Source organism: Nonomuraea sp. B12E4 (assembly GCF_039871825.1).
In the GTDB taxonomy this organism is placed as follows: Bacteria; Actinomycetota; Actinomycetes; order Streptosporangiales; family Streptosporangiaceae; genus Nonomuraea.
Window position 1 is genome coordinate 140,409 of sequence record NZ_JBDPME010000003.1, and the last position, 14,988, is coordinate 155,396.

Annotated in this window: 16 protein-coding genes; 10 read left to right on the forward strand and 6 right to left on the reverse strand. The window is 70.2% G+C overall.

Going from position 1 to position 14,988, the window contains the following annotated elements:
• Nucleotides 1-35 precede the first annotated feature (35 nt).
• Nucleotides 36-1,289 carry an MFS transporter gene (locus tag ABGB18_RS09400; RefSeq protein WP_347695009.1) on the forward strand — a complete coding sequence of 418 codons (1,254 nt, stop codon included), beginning with the start codon at nucleotides 36-38 and terminating at the stop codon, nucleotides 1,287-1,289.
• Nucleotides 1,290-1,308: 19 nt separating this feature from the next.
• On the opposite strand, the gene ABGB18_RS09405 is transcribed toward ABGB18_RS09400, so the two are convergent.
• Nucleotides 1,309-3,459, reverse strand: coding sequence for a DUF6351 family protein (locus ABGB18_RS09405; protein ID WP_347695010.1), 2,151 nt, complete (start codon nucleotides 3,457-3,459; stop codon nucleotides 1,309-1,311).
• Between the two features lie 346 nt (nucleotides 3,460-3,805).
• Between ABGB18_RS09405 and ABGB18_RS09410 the strand changes: the two genes are divergently transcribed.
• The 6 genes from ABGB18_RS09410 to ABGB18_RS09435 all read left to right on the forward strand — a co-directional run bounded on the left by ABGB18_RS09410 (nucleotide 3,806) and on the right by ABGB18_RS09435 (nucleotide 7,925).
• Nucleotides 3,806-5,071 (forward strand): AI-2E family transporter, encoded by a 1,266-nt coding sequence (locus tag ABGB18_RS09410; protein ID WP_347695011.1) that lies wholly within the window; start codon nucleotides 3,806-3,808, stop codon nucleotides 5,069-5,071.
• A gap of 11 nt (nucleotides 5,072-5,082) precedes the next feature.
• Nucleotides 5,083-5,637 carry a PaaI family thioesterase gene (locus ABGB18_RS09415; protein WP_347695012.1) on the forward strand — a complete coding sequence of 185 codons (555 nt, stop codon included), beginning with the start codon at nucleotides 5,083-5,085 and terminating at the stop codon, nucleotides 5,635-5,637.
• Complete coding sequence (dut, locus tag ABGB18_RS09420; RefSeq protein WP_347695013.1) at nucleotides 5,634-6,074, forward strand: dUTP diphosphatase; 441 nt, start codon at nucleotides 5,634-5,636, stop codon at nucleotides 6,072-6,074. The genes ABGB18_RS09415 and dut overlap by 4 nt, the downstream gene beginning before the upstream one ends.
• Nucleotides 6,075-6,195: 121 nt before the next feature.
• The gene (locus tag ABGB18_RS09425) at nucleotides 6,196-6,834 is read left to right on the forward strand and encodes a DUF3710 domain-containing protein (protein WP_347695014.1); all 639 of its coding nucleotides are present in this window, start codon (nucleotides 6,196-6,198) and stop codon (nucleotides 6,832-6,834) included.
• A 28-nt stretch (nucleotides 6,835-6,862) separates the two neighbouring features.
• The gene (locus ABGB18_RS09430) at nucleotides 6,863-7,249 is read left to right on the forward strand and encodes an OB-fold nucleic acid binding domain-containing protein (RefSeq protein WP_127935160.1); all 387 of its coding nucleotides are present in this window, start codon (nucleotides 6,863-6,865) and stop codon (nucleotides 7,247-7,249) included.
• A 4-nt stretch (nucleotides 7,250-7,253) separates the two neighbouring features.
• Nucleotides 7,254-7,925, forward strand: a complete 672-nt coding sequence (locus ABGB18_RS09435; RefSeq protein WP_347695015.1) for a DUF3159 domain-containing protein — start codon at nucleotides 7,254-7,256, stop codon at nucleotides 7,923-7,925.
• Nucleotides 7,926-8,118: 193 nt separating this feature from the next.
• Here the strand turns inward: ABGB18_RS09435 and ABGB18_RS09440 are convergent, their stop codons facing one another.
• Nucleotides 8,119-8,790, reverse strand: coding sequence for an isochorismatase family cysteine hydrolase (locus tag ABGB18_RS09440; protein WP_347695016.1), 672 nt, complete (start codon nucleotides 8,788-8,790; stop codon nucleotides 8,119-8,121).
• A gap of 52 nt (nucleotides 8,791-8,842) precedes the next feature.
• Between ABGB18_RS09440 and ABGB18_RS09445 the strand changes: the two genes are divergently transcribed.
• Together ABGB18_RS09445 and ABGB18_RS09450 are read left to right on the forward strand one after the other, a co-directional pair.
• The gene (locus tag ABGB18_RS09445; protein WP_347695017.1) at nucleotides 8,843-9,355 is read left to right on the forward strand and encodes a PadR family transcriptional regulator; all 513 of its coding nucleotides are present in this window, start codon (nucleotides 8,843-8,845) and stop codon (nucleotides 9,353-9,355) included.
• Between the two features lie 289 nt (nucleotides 9,356-9,644).
• Nucleotides 9,645-9,902 (forward strand): hypothetical protein, encoded by a 258-nt coding sequence (locus ABGB18_RS09450; protein WP_347695018.1) that lies wholly within the window; start codon nucleotides 9,645-9,647, stop codon nucleotides 9,900-9,902.
• 84 nt (nucleotides 9,903-9,986) lie between these two features.
• Here the strand turns inward: ABGB18_RS09450 and ABGB18_RS09455 are convergent, their stop codons facing one another.
• The 4 genes from ABGB18_RS09455 to ABGB18_RS09470 all read right to left on the reverse strand — a co-directional run bounded on the left by ABGB18_RS09455 (nucleotide 9,987) and on the right by ABGB18_RS09470 (nucleotide 12,822).
• Nucleotides 9,987-10,997 (reverse strand): ABC transporter substrate-binding protein, encoded by a 1,011-nt coding sequence (locus tag ABGB18_RS09455; RefSeq protein WP_347695019.1) that lies wholly within the window; start codon nucleotides 10,995-10,997, stop codon nucleotides 9,987-9,989.
• Between the two features lie 4 nt (nucleotides 10,998-11,001).
• A complete protein-coding gene (locus ABGB18_RS09460) occupies nucleotides 11,002-11,415 on the reverse strand; it encodes a TIGR03668 family PPOX class F420-dependent oxidoreductase (protein ID WP_347695020.1) in 414 nt (137 codons plus the stop codon).
• An 82-nt stretch (nucleotides 11,416-11,497) separates the two neighbouring features.
• Nucleotides 11,498-12,157, reverse strand: coding sequence for a TrkA family potassium uptake protein (locus ABGB18_RS09465; RefSeq protein ID WP_347695021.1), 660 nt, complete (start codon nucleotides 12,155-12,157; stop codon nucleotides 11,498-11,500).
• On the reverse strand, nucleotides 12,157-12,822 hold the full coding sequence (locus ABGB18_RS09470) for a TrkA family potassium uptake protein (RefSeq protein ID WP_347695022.1): 666 nt from the start codon (nucleotides 12,820-12,822) through the stop codon (nucleotides 12,157-12,159). The genes ABGB18_RS09465 and ABGB18_RS09470 overlap by 1 nt, the downstream gene beginning before the upstream one ends.
• 102 nt (nucleotides 12,823-12,924) lie before the next feature.
• On the opposite strand from ABGB18_RS09470, the gene ABGB18_RS09475 reads away from it, so the two are divergent.
• On the forward strand, nucleotides 12,925-14,973 hold the full coding sequence (locus ABGB18_RS09475) for an APC family permease (RefSeq protein ID WP_347695023.1): 2,049 nt from the start codon (nucleotides 12,925-12,927) through the stop codon (nucleotides 14,971-14,973).
• The last annotated feature ends 15 nt before the right edge of the window (nucleotides 14,974-14,988 follow it).

Consider the following 14,988-nt stretch of genomic DNA (forward strand, 5'->3'; position numbering starts at 1 on the left):
TTGACTTTTCCCAATCGGTCGCCGATGCTCGTCGAATGAGCCGATTGGAGCTATTACGCGACCACGACTTCCGCGGGTTGTTCCTCGCCGACACCGCCAGCCAGGTCGGCACCCAGATCCTCACGCTGGCGCTGCCCCTGGTCGCGGTCGCGACGCTGCGGGTCTCCGAATTCGAGGTGGGCCTGCTGGCCGCGTGCCAGACGCTGGCCTTCGCGGTGATCGGGCTGCCCTCGGGCGCGATCGTGGACCGGTTGAGCAAGCGCGTCGTGATGATCGTCAGCGACTGGGCGCGGGCGCTGGCGCTCCTGTCGGTGCCGCTGGCGTGGTGGCTGGGGGTGCTGTCGGTCCACCAGCTCTACGCCGTGGCGCTCGTGCTGGGCGTGTTCACCGTCTTCTTCGACGTCGCGTACCAGAGCTACCTGCCGCACCTGGTCGCGCGGGAGCGGCTGGTCGAGGGCAACTCGGCGCTGGAGGTCGTGCGTACGGTGGCGCAACTCGGCGGGCCGAGCGCGGGCGGCTACCTCGTCCAGTTCCTCACCGCGCCCTACGCGCTGCTCGCCACGGTCGCCGGGTTCGCCTGGTCGGCCGTGTGCCTGTCGACGATCCGCAAGCCGGAGGCCCGCCGGGAGGCGCGCCGCGCCCGGCTGGGCAAGGAGATCGCCGAGGGGGTCAGGTTCGTGCTCGGGCACCGGCTGCTGCGCCGCATCGCGGGGTGCACCGCCACCTCGAACCTGTTCTGGGCCATGGCCCAGCCGATGCTCCTGCTGCTGCTGTCCAGGGAGCTCGGCCTGGCCGCGGGCACGATCGGGCTGATGATGGCCACGACCGGGCTCGGCGGGCTGGCCGGCGCGCTGGTCAACGCCAGGCTGGTCCGGTGGCTCGGACCGGGGCCAGCGATGTGGCTGGCGATCGGGGGGCCGGCGCCGCTGACGTTCGTGCTGCCGTGGCTGGCGGCCGACTGGCGGCTGGGGCTGCTGGTGGTGACCCTGTTCTGCTACGGGGCGGGAGTGGTCGTCTACAACGTCACCCAGCTCAGCTTCCGGCAGTCCATCACGCCCGAGGCGCTGCTCGGGCGGATGAACGCCACCGTGCGCTTCCTCGTCTGGGGGACGGTCCCGCTGGGCGGGCTGATCGGCGGCGTGCTGGGGGAGGTGATCGGGATCAGGCCGACGCTGCTGGTCGCGGCCTGCGGCACGTGCCTGGCGCTGCCGTGGCTGCTCACGGGGCCCATCCGCGCGATGCGCGAGCACCCGGCCGAGCCGGCCGCCGCGCGGGAGGCGGGCCGGTAGGCCCGCCTCCCGCGGTGGGTCAGTAGTCGCAGACTCCCGTGGGGAAGATCTGCTTCAGGCGTGCGCGCTCGTCCTGTGCCGGTTTCCAGGGCCCGTACAGGCCGTTGGCGATGGCCCGGTCCACCGGCTGCAGGCGGCACTTGTAGACGCCGCCCTCCAGTGGGCCGCCCGCCACGATGCGGCTGGTGGAGTAGAGCGGGAAGTGCCGGGTGCAGGTGCCGGGGGAGCGGCGGTCGAGGATGCCGTCCCAGACGTGCGGGCCCGCCGCGATCTGGGTGCCGTCGGTGGCGAAGCAGCGGTCCACGGCCTGGGGCGGCTTGTTGCCGACCACACCGCGTGCCGGATATTTCCGGATGTTGGCCATCCAGGCGTCGATCACCCGCAGCGCCTCGGGCGTCTGGTCGAACATCGCCCCGTTCGGGCGCGCGTCCGTGAACCAGATGACCTGGTTGCCCGCCCGGCCGTCGCGGTCCAGCATGCGCTGCCTGGAGGCGAACGACTGGTGCGAGTTGTGCATGTCGAGCTCGTCCTCCAGGTAGTGGCGCCAGTCGATGATCGGGATGTCGATGTCGCCCCTGAACACCAGGCCGCTGCGCTCCACGTTCCTGATCGCGACCGGGTCGCCGGTGCGCCTGGGGGACGGGTCGCCCAGGTCGATGTTGCGGGCGCTCCACGGGTCGAGGTCGGCGGGGCAGGCGGACTGCACGAACGGGCAGCCCTCCTGGACCATCTCGGGCGCCTCCTTCCACGAGCCCGCCTTCGCGTTGACGTCGAGGAACTCGGCCGGGGTGATCACTCCATCGGTGAGCGCCTGCAATCCGTACTGGACGCCCACGTTGTCCCAGGTGGAGCGGGCGTACCCGTTTTCGTCCACGCCGTAGACGTTGCGCAGGTCGTCCCAGTGCGTCCACTGCACGGTGTCCTTGACGCCCGGCGGGTCCATGCGCTGCCACTCGGGGTCGTTGTTGGAGGTCCACAGCGGGTTCATGGTCAGCGGGGTCAGGCCGCGCCAGCCCTCCACGCACTCGTCCGAGCCGGGCCTGCCGGTGTACGGGTTGGCGACCGTGTCACTGGCGTTCATGCCGATCAGTGCGGTCCTGTCGTCCCACCTGGCCCAGCGGGGGTTGTGGTCCATGTACCGTTCGAGCAGCTCGCAGTCGCCCACGTGGATGGTCTGGGTGACCATGTCCGGATAGGAATACTGCGGGATCGCCGCGTCGATCACCCGGTCGCCGTAGTTCTGGCCGTAGATGTACTGCTGGATGGCGCCGCCCGAGCCGCCCACGCCCACCGTGTAGAGCGGGACGCCGTACTGCTCGATGAAGCGCTCCTTGAGCATGAGGGCCGTCTCGCCGCCCAGGATCAGGTTGTAGTGGGTGGAGGTGCGGGTGCCGGAGGAGTGCAGGATCGCGTAGCCCGTGCCCAGGCCGTACGGGTCGAGGGCGGCGCCGCCGAGCGTGCCCTGGTCGTGGCCGATCGCCACGCCGCCGTCGAACCGGTAGATCGCCCTGCCGTTCCAGCCGCCCTCGATCATGGCGATCGAGTAGAGGAAGCGGTTGATCACGCCGCGCTCCCGGCGCACCACGAAGTCGACCGTACGGCCGTCCAGCAGCGTGGTCGTGGCCATGTCGGCGGGGCGCCCGGCGGGCATGGGCTTGTACGTGCCGTCCGTCGAACGGTAGAGCCGGTCCGTCACCGTGGGGGCGAAGCAGTCGCGGCTCCAGCCGCCGGCGACGCGCATGCCCTGGCCGTCCTGGTTGTCCACCGACGGCGGGCCGAGGCCGCTGCGCTCGGTCTTGCACAGGAACGGGTACTGGTGCGGGCCCGAGAAGACGGGGCCCGCTATGGGATGGTTGCGGAGTTTCAGGGTCTGCTTGTGCGGCCAGGCGACGGCCGTGATCGTGTTGTCCCCCTCGGCCAGGCCGGTGACCAGGCCGGTGAGGCCGTCCGCGGTCTTCTTGAAGGACGAGGTCACGTCCTCGCCGTTGCGCAGGATCTTGGGGGTGCCGCCGCCGCGGGTCTGGCGGACCCTGACCAGGGCGTCACCGCCGGTGACCTGGTCGGGGCGGCTGGAGAGGACGTCCAGCGCGAGGCCGGAGCGGGAGGCGTATGCGGGGGAGGGTAAGCCGATGAGGGACGCGAGCACGATCAGGACCACCACTGCCTTCATGACCTTGACGGTGACACGCGGTTCATCTCTTGCACAGACCCGATCTTCGGGCGGTGAGCATCCGTTGCCGGACAATTCTCCGGTGGGGCGGGACTTCGGTTCCGGGCGATTCTTCGTAGGTCGTCCGGTCTCGGGCGATTCTCCGGCGAGGACGGGCGTCTGGTCTTGGGCGGTTTTACGGCGGGGCGGGTCTTCGGTCTTGGGGGTTTCTTCGGTGGGTGGGTGTCCGATCTCGGGTGGCTTCGGGGGAAGTGGGCGGTCGTTCTCGGACAGCGAAGCGGCCCCTGACCAGGACCGGGCGTTTAAGGGCGCGCATCCACGGGCCGGACGTGCCAGTCTTGAACACGTGCTGCCCGACCGCCCAACCAAGCTCGTACCGCCCGTGCTGGCCACGATGGCCGCATGGTGCGCGTGCCTGATCCTCGTCGGCGTGGTCGTCTACTTCTTCGTCCAGGTCATCGCCAGGCTCACGTTCGTGGCGCTGCCCGTGGCGATCGCGCTGTTGCTGACCGCCCTGCTCTTCCCGCTCACCCGAAGCCTGCGCAACGCGGGCATGCGGCCGATTTACGCCACCTGGATCACCATGCTGGTGGCCCTGGCCGTGCTCGCCGGCACCGGCTGGCTCGTGGGGGCGCGGGCGAGCGAGGAGTTCCCCAACCTGGTCCAGCAGGTGCAGGCGACCGCCCGATCGGTGCAAAACTGGCTGATCACCGGGCCGTTGCACCTCAAGGAAGCGCAGATCACCGGCTATGTCGACGAGGTCGCCGCCCTGGTCAACGCGCAGCGCACGGCCATCACCGGCACCGTGCTGTCCGCGGGCGCGGTCGCGTTCGAGGTGCTGGCCTCCATCGTGCTGCTGCTGTTCGTGACGTTCTTCCTGCTCAAGGACGGCGACCGGATCTGGGCGTGGTTCCTGCGGGCCTTCGGCGGGGTGGCGCCGCGGGTCGACCGGGCGGGGCGGGCCGCGTGGGCCACGCTCTCCCACTACGTCCAGGGCACCGTGGCCGTGGCCGCCGTGCACGGGGTGGTCATGGGGATCGTGCTGGCCGGGATGGGGGTGCCGTTGTGGGCGCCGCTGGCCGTGCTGATCTTCTTCGCCAGTTTCATCCCCATCGTCGGCATCTTCTTCGCGGGCACGGTCGCGACCCTCGTCACGCTGGGCGCCAGGGGGCTCGTTCTCGCGCTGATCTTCCTGGGCATCCTGATCGTGGAGCAGCAACTGGAAAACCACGTGCTGCAGCCGCTGATCGTGGGTCGGGCGCTCAACTTCCATCCGCTGGCGATCATCCTGGTGCTGTCCATCGGAGGCATCCTGGCGGGGATCGCGGGGGCCGCGGTGGCGGTGCCCGTGGCCGCGGTCATCTACCGGGCGCTGCCGGAGCTGCGACATCGACCGACCTCGCGGCCCCCGACACCTCTCGGGGAGACGTCCGCCGACGACGGGACCTCGCCAGGCGACGACCGCGCGCCGGCCGATGAGGACGCCGAGCGGGGCGGCGACCCGGACCCCGGGCGCGATGCCGAGGGGCGCGACGCCGAGGGGCGGGGGCAGGGGCTTTCGCGGGTGGGGAGAGCGGCCACCGAGGACGGCGGACGGGTGGACACAGAGTAACCTCGTCACCCGTGACGCGTTCCCCCCTCACCACCCCGCCGCCGGGCGCCGTAGTGCCCGCGGCACCCACCGGCGCGCCGCCGCCGGGTGCCCCGCTGGCCGCCCACTACAGCCGCTGCTTCGGTTGCGGCACCGACCATCCGACCGGACTGCACCTCACGGCCAGGACACCGGACGGCGCCACCGTGGAGGCCGAGTTCACGGTGGGGGAGGCACACCAGGGAGCGCCTAGACTGGCGCATGGTGGCGTGCTGGCCGCCGCGATGGACGAGGTCATCGGAATGTCCGTCTATTTGTTGCACAAGCCGTATGTGACGGGACGGTTGGAGACCGACTACCTGCTCCCGGTTCCCGTGGGCACGACACTCCACCTGCGAGCCTGGTGCAACGGCATCACGGGCAGAAAGGCGTACCTTGAGGCTGAGGGGCGGATCGGCGCCCCCGGCGGACCGGTCGCCGTCCGCGCGGCGGCGCTGTTCATAGAGGTGGGGATGGAGCATTTCGCCAAGCACGGCGACCTCGCCGCCATCGTCGCAGAACACCAGGACTACGAGGTGAATCCTTGAGCAAGGTCGAGGTCCTCATCCACCGGCTCGACGCCGAGCTGCCGATGCCCTCCTACGCCCATCCGGGAGACGCCGGCGCCGACCTCCGCACGGCCGAGGACGTCGAGCTGCTGCCGGGCGAGCGGGCCGTGGTCCGCACGGGCGTGGCGATCGCCCTGCCCGACGGCTACGCCGCGTTCGTGCACCCGCGGTCCGGGCTGGCGGCCCGGCACGGGGTCACGCTGGTCAACGCGCCAGGCACGGTGGACGCCGGATACCGCGGCGAGATCAAGGTGACGCTGATCAACACCGACGCCAAGGAGCCGTTCCGGCTCCAGCGGGGCGACCGCGTGGCCCAGCTCGTGGTCCAGCGGGTCGAGCGCGCGGCCTTCTACGAGGTCGAACGCCTGCCGGGATCGGTGCGCGGCGACAACGGGTTCGGATCGACGGGACGCTGACCGGTGGACGGCGGCCCGGTGGGCATGGGGCCGGTAGGCGGTCCGGTGAATGGATGGTCGTCTCGGCGGCCTGAGGAGATCGGGCCGGTCGGCGGCCCGATGAGCAGGGAGAGTGAGGAAAGTGTTCCGACGTCGTCGTCGTGAGCAGCCGGAGCAGGCGTTCGAGCAGGAGTCGGCCGCCCCCACGCGTGCGTCCGGCCCGTGGGACGCCGACGAACCCCATCCGGACAACGACAGGATCGACCTCGGGGGGCTGCGGTTGCCGCACAACCCCGACTTCGACGTACGGCTGGCCTCCGTCGGAGACCAGCACGTCGGCGTGGTCATTCTCTACGAGGACAGCACGCTGCAGCTCCAGGCCCTGGCCGCGCCGCGTAGCTCGGGCCTCTGGGACGAGGTCAAGACCAAGATCCGGTCGCAGGCGAAGGACCTGACGGAGCAGGAGGGGCCGTTCGGCAGCGAGCTGAGCGGCGAGATCAAGGCCGAGGGCGCGCCGCGGCCGGCCCGATACATCGGGATCGACGGGCCGCGGTGGTTCCTGCTCGCGGTGATCTCCGGCGAGGGCGCGCATGACGAGGCCGTCTCCGGGGCGTTCATCGACTTCATCAAGGATGTCGTGGTCGTACGCGGCGACGAGCCGATGGCCCGCGAGGAGCCGATCCCGCTGCGCCGGCCCAACGAGCAGGCGGGTGAGACGGCGGATCAGCGCCCGGGACTCAACCCGTTCAAGCGAGGACCTGAAATCTCAGAGATTCGCTGAGAGCTGATATCACATAGGCTGAGTCATCATGAGTACGGCAGAGCCCCCCAAACGCGGGGGATTGCGTGGGTTCTTCAGTCGGCTGGCATCGCCCCAGTCCGAGATCGAGGCCCAGGAGCTGCGCGAGGACGCCGATGAAGTCGGCGCGACGCCGATCGCGTCGTGTGGCGGTCGTCGGCGGTTCTGCGTAGCGGGTACGCTACGTACAGTGACACTGCGCCCGAGGGGCGGCGCCCCCGCTCTCGAGGCCGAGCTCTACGACGGGTCCGACGTGATCGACCTGGTCTGGCTCGGCCGCCGCAAGATAGCGGGCATCGAGCCCGGCCGCACGGTGAAGGCCGAGGGGCTGGTCAGCATGCAGGATGGGCGCAAAGTGATGTTCAATCCGCGATACGAGCTGCGCCCAGGGAGTTGATCAGGTGAGTGCTGAGGCGGAAGAGGTCGCCCACGACACCGTTGAGGCGGCGGTGCGAGCCCAGCTCGCCAAGGCCTTCGGCGGGGTGCGCGGCATCATCGAGGCGGCGGTGCCGACGATCACGTTCACGGTGACGTGGATCAGCACCGAGGACCTGAAGATGTCCCTGATCATCAGCATCGCGCTGTCGGTGGTGCTGCTGCTGGTCAGGATCGTGCAGCGGTCGACGCCGCAGTTCGTGATCAACAGCCTGATCGGGATCGCGATCGGCGCGTTCTTCGCCAGCCGCAGCGGCGACGCGAAGGACTACTTTCTGCCCGGCATCCTCTACAACGCCGGATACATGGTGGCGATGCTGATATCGATCGTCGCCCGGTGGCCGGTCGTGGGCTTCCTGATCGGGTCGGTCACCGGCGACCCGACCGGCTGGCACAAGGACCCCGGCATCGTGAGGCTGTGCACGCGGCTGACATGGCTGCTGATGCTGCCGTGCGCGGTGCGGGTGGCCGTACAGGGGCCTGTTTACCTGTTCGGCGGTGGGGATGAGGCGGTGGCGGCGCTCGGGTTCGCCAAGATCGTCATGGGCTGGCCGCTCCAGGTGGCCGCCCTCGCCGCCATGCTCTGGCTCCTCGGCCGCGGCCGCACCCCCATCAAAGCCCCGGTCGCTCCGGCCTGAGGCAATGGCAACGGCCCCGGGCGACAACGTCCACCCCGGGGCCACGGCGCGCGACCTCGGGCGACCCTCGTTCGCTCTGAGGCGACGCCATGTGGGCTGGGGGTTCGCCTGATGTGTGGTCATGGTGCCCGGGGTTAGGGTCCTGGGGCTCCGGGAGCGGATCCTTCCGGCGGGCAGCGGCTCCGCGGGACCTTCAGCGCGTGGCGACGGACTGCGGTGTCGGCTTCAGCAGTGCGATGATCTCCTCGGCCGGTAGGACCAGGGCGAAGCCCTTGCGGAGGACGGCGAGTTCGGGCTCCTGGCGGGACTCGTCGTCGGTGGCCGTGACGTCCGCGCCGAACACGACCTGATACCCGCGCTCGTAGGCCTGCCGGGCGGTGGTGCCGCAGCAGTAGTTGGTGAGCGTCCCGGTGACGATGACGGTGTCCCGGCCGAGGTTGCGCAGGATCGTGTCGAGCGGGGTGTCGTAGAACGCCCCGTAGGAGGGCTTGCGGATCAGGACCTCGTCGTCGCGGTAACCCATCTCGTCCCAGACCTCGCCCGGACCCGGTCTGCGCCACTCGGTGCGGGCGTGCGGCAGGTAGCGCAGGGCGTGCGGGCGATCGAGCCCGAGGTGGGTGTCGTCGAAGATGGTCCAGATCACGGGCACGCCGACGTCTCGGCAGCGCTCGATGAGCCGTCGCAACCTGGGAGCCATCCGAGTCGCGGCAGGCACCCAGTACGGACTCCAGCCGGGCCGGACGAACTCGTCCTGCATGTCGATGACCAGCAGCGCCGACCGTTCCGGACGGACCTCGAACGACGCCCGCCCCTGCTCGTAGGACGCCCGTGCCTGCTCCGCGACCCATTCCTCGGTGTAGATCATTGTGCCATACCTCGATTCGATATACATCGGTTCGATGTGGCACACTATCAGCATGCTGGAGCTGGCGATCCTGGGGTTCCTGGCCGAGGGGCCGCAACACGGATATCAGCTCCGTCAGAAGGTCGCGGGGCTGTCCGGGCACACCCGGCCGGTCAGTGACGGCAGCCTCTATCCGGCGATCAACCGGCTGGCCAAGGCGGGTCTGCTGGAGCGGCGGGCCGAGCCGGGTGCTTCGGCCGCTCAGCGATACGTGCTGAGCCTCACCGAGGACGGCCACGACGAGCTGCTCCGGCGCCTGCGAGAGCCCGCTGACCACGACATCACCGACAGCACCCGCTATTTCACCATCCTGGCGTTCCTCTCCTTGCTTCCGGACGTCGCCGCCCGCAACGCTGTGCTGCGCCGCCGCCTGGAGTTCCTGGAGCAGCCCGCGAGCTTCTTCTACGACCGGGACCAGCCGCTGCGGGCGGGCGACATGGACGACCCCTACCGTCGCGGGATGCTCGTCATCGCCCGCGCCACCAGCCGTGCCGAGCGTGCCTGGCTCCACGAACTTCTGGACTGAACGTCCAAGAAGTCCAGGATGCCACGGGGCAGGCCGGCCCCCCGGGGGGTCTTGGGAGATGACGAAACGGCCGCGGAGGCCGCGTAGTTGGAGCGAGACAGGGGCCCTGGCGGCAGGTGGCGCGGGTTCTCATCGACAGCCGTGCCGTCTCGGGCCCGGTGCGGCGGGTCCGGGGTGGGGGCGGGACTGGCGAGGTAAAGAGCTCGGGGTCAATCCCTTAAGCTCTTGATCCACTTGCGAGGGTATGAAGCTGCCGAACGATCATCATCCATCGTATCGGGGGACCATCATGTACAGACGAGCCGTTACCGCCGCGACCGTCACCGCCGCCGCGCTGCTCCTGGCCGCGGGGCCCGCGCTGGCGGACGACGACTTCGCCGGGCCGCATCGCACTCCGTGCGCCAGCCAGGAGCCGCGCTTCCTGGACTTCGTCGCGCCCATGTTCGCGGCGGCCAACAAGGCCGGCTGCGTGCTGGCCGACACCAACGAATCGGCCGGGGCGCACGTGTGGGACGAGGTCCCGAGCGAGGGGGCGCAGGTTCCGTAGGCGGCGTTCGTGCCTGGTAGCTAGCCGGGTGGAGCCAAGGCGGCGGTCACATCCCGCCGCCTGCCCGCCCCCCGAGAGGCGGGGTCAGCGCTGGATGACCGGTCCGGTGGTGGCCCAACGGGTCAGTAGGGCCTGGTGGCCGGTTTGGAGGCCCGTGCTCGGGTCGATCCTGAACGGGCCGAAGAGGGTCGTCGTGTCCAGGGCCGAGGCCGCTGACCAGAGTGCCTCCCGTGCGGTGCCGTCTGCCAGCGTCGCGCAGTGGGTGGCGATGGTGGCGGCGGCCACCGCCTGTACGGCCGGGTAGTCCGGTACGGCGCCGGCGAGATCTTCGTAGCGGGGCAGGAAGTCGGACTCCGGGATGCCGAGCTCCGCCACGGGGGCGGCGCCGGGGGCCCATTGGCCGACGCCGTGGATGCCCACCGGGTCGGCGATCGCCGTGCCGAACTCGCGGACGCCCGCCGCGACCGCGCACACCTCCACCGGCGGTGTCCTCATCGCCCGTGCCCGCCTCACCGTCTCGACGTCCTCCTCGAAGGCACCGGCGCAGAACAGGCTCCAAGGCTCGCCGATCTCCCGGGGCAGGCTCTCCCCACGCCCCAGGCGGGTACAGGACAGCCCGATCGAGCGGGCCATCCTCTCAGCCCCGGCGGTCACCTGCCGCCCGAAGCCGCCCCTGCCCTGGACGATCCAGAGATGGGGAGCCGCCGGGAAGGCGGCCAGACGCCGGACGAAGGGATCGGCGTACCGGCTGGCCGGGGTCGGCACCGAGACCACATGGCCGGGATGGGCCCGCTCGACGTCGTCGCCCGAACCGCCGTGGTTCCAGAGCAGGAGGCCGGACGCGGCGGCGAGATCGCCCGCGCGCCGCGTCAGCCGCGTCGAGTAGGGCCCCAGCAACAGGTCGCAGCGCCGCGACAGGCGCCGCAGTACGTGCTCCAGGGCGTCCGGATCGCTCCGGTCGTCCTCGATGACCAGCTCCACGCCGTCCTGGAAGGACTGCCACACCAGCAGGCCGCGCCGGGCCTGCGCGCCGAAACGGGCGAAGCCGCCGGACAGCGAGAGCGGGACTCCGAGGCGGATGGGTGCCGAGACCATCGGGCTAACCCGAGTACGCCCAGCCGGACCAGCGGCTGATGGCGATCACGATGGCCGGCCCGCTCGGCGTGCGCTGCCGATATTGGTGGTATTTGCCGGTCAGGGCGGCGACGGCGTCCTCCCAGGCCGGTCCGCCGTCGTGGACGGCCGCGGTGCCGTCCCCGCGGACCCACCAGAGCCGGGTCCAGTCCTCGTCGTAATGGTCGACGAGGACGCTCACCTTCGGGTTGTGCCGGATGTTGCGCAGCCTCCGCAGGTCGGTGGAGGTCTTCGGCTTGTGGTCCACGGCGGTCACCACGACCTCGCCCCGCACGGCGAACGTCACGGGCACCAGATGCGGCGCGCCGTCGGCGCCGACGGTCGCCAGGCGGGCCACGCGCGCTTCGCCGACCCGCGCCCGGATCACGGTGAGGTCCATCGTCCCCCTCTTCCCTCGCCGCCACGACTGTGAACAGGGGAATCCGGGAGGCGCCGGGCGGGGCGCCTCCCGGTGGGCGCCGTCAGTGCTGGGAAAGGAGGTGGGCCAGGTCCTGCTCGACCTCCTGGTTGGCCACGAACAGCAGCTCGTCGCCCGCCTCCAGCGGGTCGTCCGCCGTCGGGACCAGGACCCGGCCCTCCCGCAGGATCGCCACCAGTGCCGAGTCCACCGGCCACGGCACCGAGCCCGCCCGCTGGCCCACCACCGGCGCGTCCTCGGCCAGGGTGAGCTCCACGAGGTTGGCCTGGCCCTGGCGGAACGTCATCAGGCGCACCAGGTCGCCCACGCTCACCGCCTCCTCGACCAGCGCGCTCAGCAGGCGCGGCGTCGAGACGGCCACGTCCACGCCCCACGACTCGTTGAAGAGCCACTCGTTGTTCGGGTGGTTGATGCGGGCCACCACGCGCGGCACCCCGTATTCGGTCTTGGCCAGCAGCGACACGACCAGGTTGACCTTGTCGTCGCCCGAGGAGGCGACCACGACGTGGCAGTTGTTGAGCCCGGCCTCGTCGAGGGAGGCGATCTCGCAGGCGTCCGCCAGCAGCCACTCGGCGCGCGGCACGCTGTCGATCTTGATCGCGCGCGGGTCGACGTCGATGAGCAGGACCTCGTGGCCGTTCTCCAGGAGCTCGGCCGCTATGGAGCGGCCGACGGCGCCCGCCCCGGCGATGGCGACGCGCATCACTCTTCCTCTTCCGGCGCCGCGGCGAGCACCTTGTTGATCCGGTCCATGTCGCTTTCGGTGGCGATGACGTGCAGCACGTCACCCTCCTGTATCACGGTGTCCTCCGTGATGGTGAGGGCCTCGCCCATGCGGTTGATGAAGGCGGCACGCGTCCTGGAGCGCTCTTCGAGGGCCAGGACGCGGGTGCCGATCCAGCCCTGGTGCACGGTGACCTCGGCCAGGACCACCGTGCCGGTGGGGTCGCGCCAGAGCGGCTCGGCGCCCTCCGGCAGGATGCGGCGCAGGATCTGGTCGGCCGTCCACCGCACGGTCGCCACCGTGGGGATGCCCAGCCGCTGGTAGACCTCGGCCCGGCGGGGGTCGTAGATGCGGGCCACCACGTTGTCGACACCGAACGTCTCCCGCGCCACCCGGGCGGAGATGATGTTGGAGTTGTCGCCGCTGGAGACCGCGACGAAGGCCGCGGCCGACTCGACACCCGCCTCGGTGAGCACGTCGCGATCGAAGCCCACGCCCGTCACCCGGCGCCCGCGGAACCCGGCGCGCAGCCGGCGGAAGGCCTGCGGGTCGCGGTCGATGATGGCGACGGAATGGCCGCTGTCCTCGAGGATGTGTGCCAGGGTCGATCCGACCCGGCCACACCCCATGATCACTATATGCATTTCCCCCCGCATGCTCGCGGTCGGCCGGTTGCTGGACAACAGTATGGCCTGATGGGGGAGCGCCGCGTTTAGGGCCTCGGCGTGGGGCTAGCATCTCGTTACGTGGCGAAGGTAACGGATCTTGTCAAACGCGTGCTCGTGGGGCGCGCCCTGCGTAGCGGGCAGCTTCACGAGCAACTCCTGCCCAAACGCATCGCCCTGCCCGTTTTCGCCAGCGACGCGCTCTCCTCCGTGGCGTACGCGCCTCAGGAGATTCTGGTCATCCTGTCGCTGGCCGGGGTCTCCTTCTACGCCTACAGCCCCTGGGTCGCCATGGCCGTCGTGGTCGTGATGCTCACGGTCGTGGCGTCGTACCGGCAGAATGTGCACGCCTATCCCAGCGGCGGCGGTGACTACGAGGTGGCGACCACCAACCTGGGCAAGAACGCCGGGCTCACCGTGGCCAGCGCCCTCATGGTCGACTACGTGCTGACGGTCGCGGTGTCGGTCGCCAACGGCGTCGACTACGTCGGTGCCACCCTCCCGTTCGTGGGCCAGCACAAGCCCGCCGTCGCCATCGCCATCGTCATCCTGCTCACCGTGGTCAACCTGCGGGGCATCCGCGAGTCCGGGGCGGCCTTCGCCGTGCCCACGTACGCGTTCATGATCGCTGTGCTGGCGCTGATCCTCTGGGGCGGGTTCCGGCTGCTGGTGCTGGGCGAGCAGATCCACGCGCCGAGCGCGCACTTCACCGTCAAACCCGAGCAGACCAACCTGGCCACCTTCGCCGCGGCCTTCCTCATCCTGCGCGCGTTCTCCTCCGGCTGCGCGGCCCTGACCGGTGTCGAGGCCATCAGCAACGGCGTGCCCGCCTTCCGCAAACCCAAGAGCAAGAACGCCGCAACCACGCTGCTCATGATGGGCCTGGTGGCGATCACCATGTTCGGCGGCATCATCGCGCTCGGCCTGGCCGCGGGGGTGAAGGTGGCCGAGCCCTCCGTGGTCCCCGAGGACCTGCTCCGGCCGGACGGCACCCCGGTCGGCCCCGGCTACTACCAGCAGCCGATCATCTCGCAGGTGGCCGACGCGGTGTTCGGGGGCGGATCGCTGCCGTTCGTGGTGATCTCGGCGGTGACGGCGCTGATCCTCTTCCTGGCGGCCAACACCGCCTTCAACGGCTTCCCCGTGCTCGGCTCGATCCTGGCGCAGGACCGTTACCTGCCGCGCCAGCTGCACACCCGCGGCGACCGGCTGGCCTTCTCCAACGGCATCATCATCCTGGCGCTCGGCGCGTGCCTGCTGCTGTGGGGGTTCCAGGCCGACGTCAGCCGCCTGCTGAACCTCTACATCGTCGGCGTCTTCGTCTCCTTCACGCTCAGCCAGACCGGCATGGTCATCCACTGGACGCGCCACCTGAAGACCGAGACCGACGCCAAGGTCCGCCACCAGATGCACCGCTCCCGCGTGATCAACTTCTTCGGCGGGATCATGACGGGGCTGGTGCTGGTGGTCGTGCTGCTGACGAAGTTCTTGGTGGGGGCGTGGATCGTGTGCATCGCCATGCCGATCCTGTTCCTCATGATGAAGGCCATCAGGCGCCACTACGACAACGTGGCGGCCGAGCTGGAGCTCTCCGAGGACTACGAGCCGGCCATGCTGCCCGCGCGCAACCACTCGATCGTGCTGGTCTCCAAGCTGCACAAGCCGACCATGCGCGCGCTCGCCTACGCCCGTGCCACCCGGCCCTCCTCACTGGAGGCCGTCACCGTGGGCGTGGAGGGCGAGGAGGCGCGCAAGCTGCAGGAGGAGTGGGAGCGGCGGGGCATCCAGGTGCCGCTGAAGATGCTGGACTCGCCGTACCGGGAGATCACGCAGCCGATCCTCGACTACGTCAAGACGCTGCGCAGGCGCTCGCCGCGTGATGTTGTGACGGTGTTCATCCCCGAATACGTGGTCGGCCACTGGTGGGAGCACCTGCTGCACAACCAGAGCGCGTTGCGGCTGAAGGCGCGGCTGCTGTTCAAGCCGGGGGTCATGGTGACGAGCGTGCCGTGGCAGCTCCACTCCTCCGACCGGCTCAAGGGCAGGCCGGAGCCGTTCGCGCCCGGGTCGGTGCGCCGCCCCTGGTATGAGTCGGTGCAGGAGAACGGGGAGCAGATCAGGAGCCGCTGAGCGATCGCCCACCGT

Bases quoted from the DNA above. Each gene is read 5' to 3' on its own strand.
- ABGB18_RS09400 (WP_347695009.1), top strand. From the start codon at position 36: ATGAGCCGATTGGAGCTATTACGCGACCACGACTTCCGCGGGTTGTTC.
- ABGB18_RS09405 (WP_347695010.1), bottom strand. From the start codon at position 3,459: ATGAAGGCAGTGGTGGTCCTGATCGTGCTCGCGTCCCTCATCGGCTTA.
- ABGB18_RS09430 (WP_127935160.1), top strand. From the start codon at position 6,863: ATGAGTACGGCAGAGCCCCCCAAACGCGGGGGATTGCGTGGGTTCTTC.
- ABGB18_RS09440 (WP_347695016.1), bottom strand. From the start codon at position 8,790: ATGATCTACACCGAGGAATGGGTCGCGGAGCAGGCACGGGCGTCCTAC.
- ABGB18_RS09445 (WP_347695017.1), top strand. From the start codon at position 8,843: ATGCTGGAGCTGGCGATCCTGGGGTTCCTGGCCGAGGGGCCGCAACAC.
- ABGB18_RS09450 (WP_347695018.1), top strand. From the start codon at position 9,645: ATGTACAGACGAGCCGTTACCGCCGCGACCGTCACCGCCGCCGCGCTG.
- ABGB18_RS09455 (WP_347695019.1), bottom strand. From the start codon at position 10,997: ATGGTCTCGGCACCCATCCGCCTCGGAGTCCCGCTCTCGCTGTCCGGC.
- ABGB18_RS09460 (WP_347695020.1), bottom strand. From the start codon at position 11,415: ATGGACCTCACCGTGATCCGGGCGCGGGTCGGCGAAGCGCGCGTGGCC.
- ABGB18_RS09465 (WP_347695021.1), bottom strand. From the start codon at position 12,157: ATGCGCGTCGCCATCGCCGGGGCGGGCGCCGTCGGCCGCTCCATAGCG.
- ABGB18_RS09470 (WP_347695022.1), bottom strand. From the start codon at position 12,822: ATGCATATAGTGATCATGGGGTGTGGCCGGGTCGGATCGACCCTGGCA.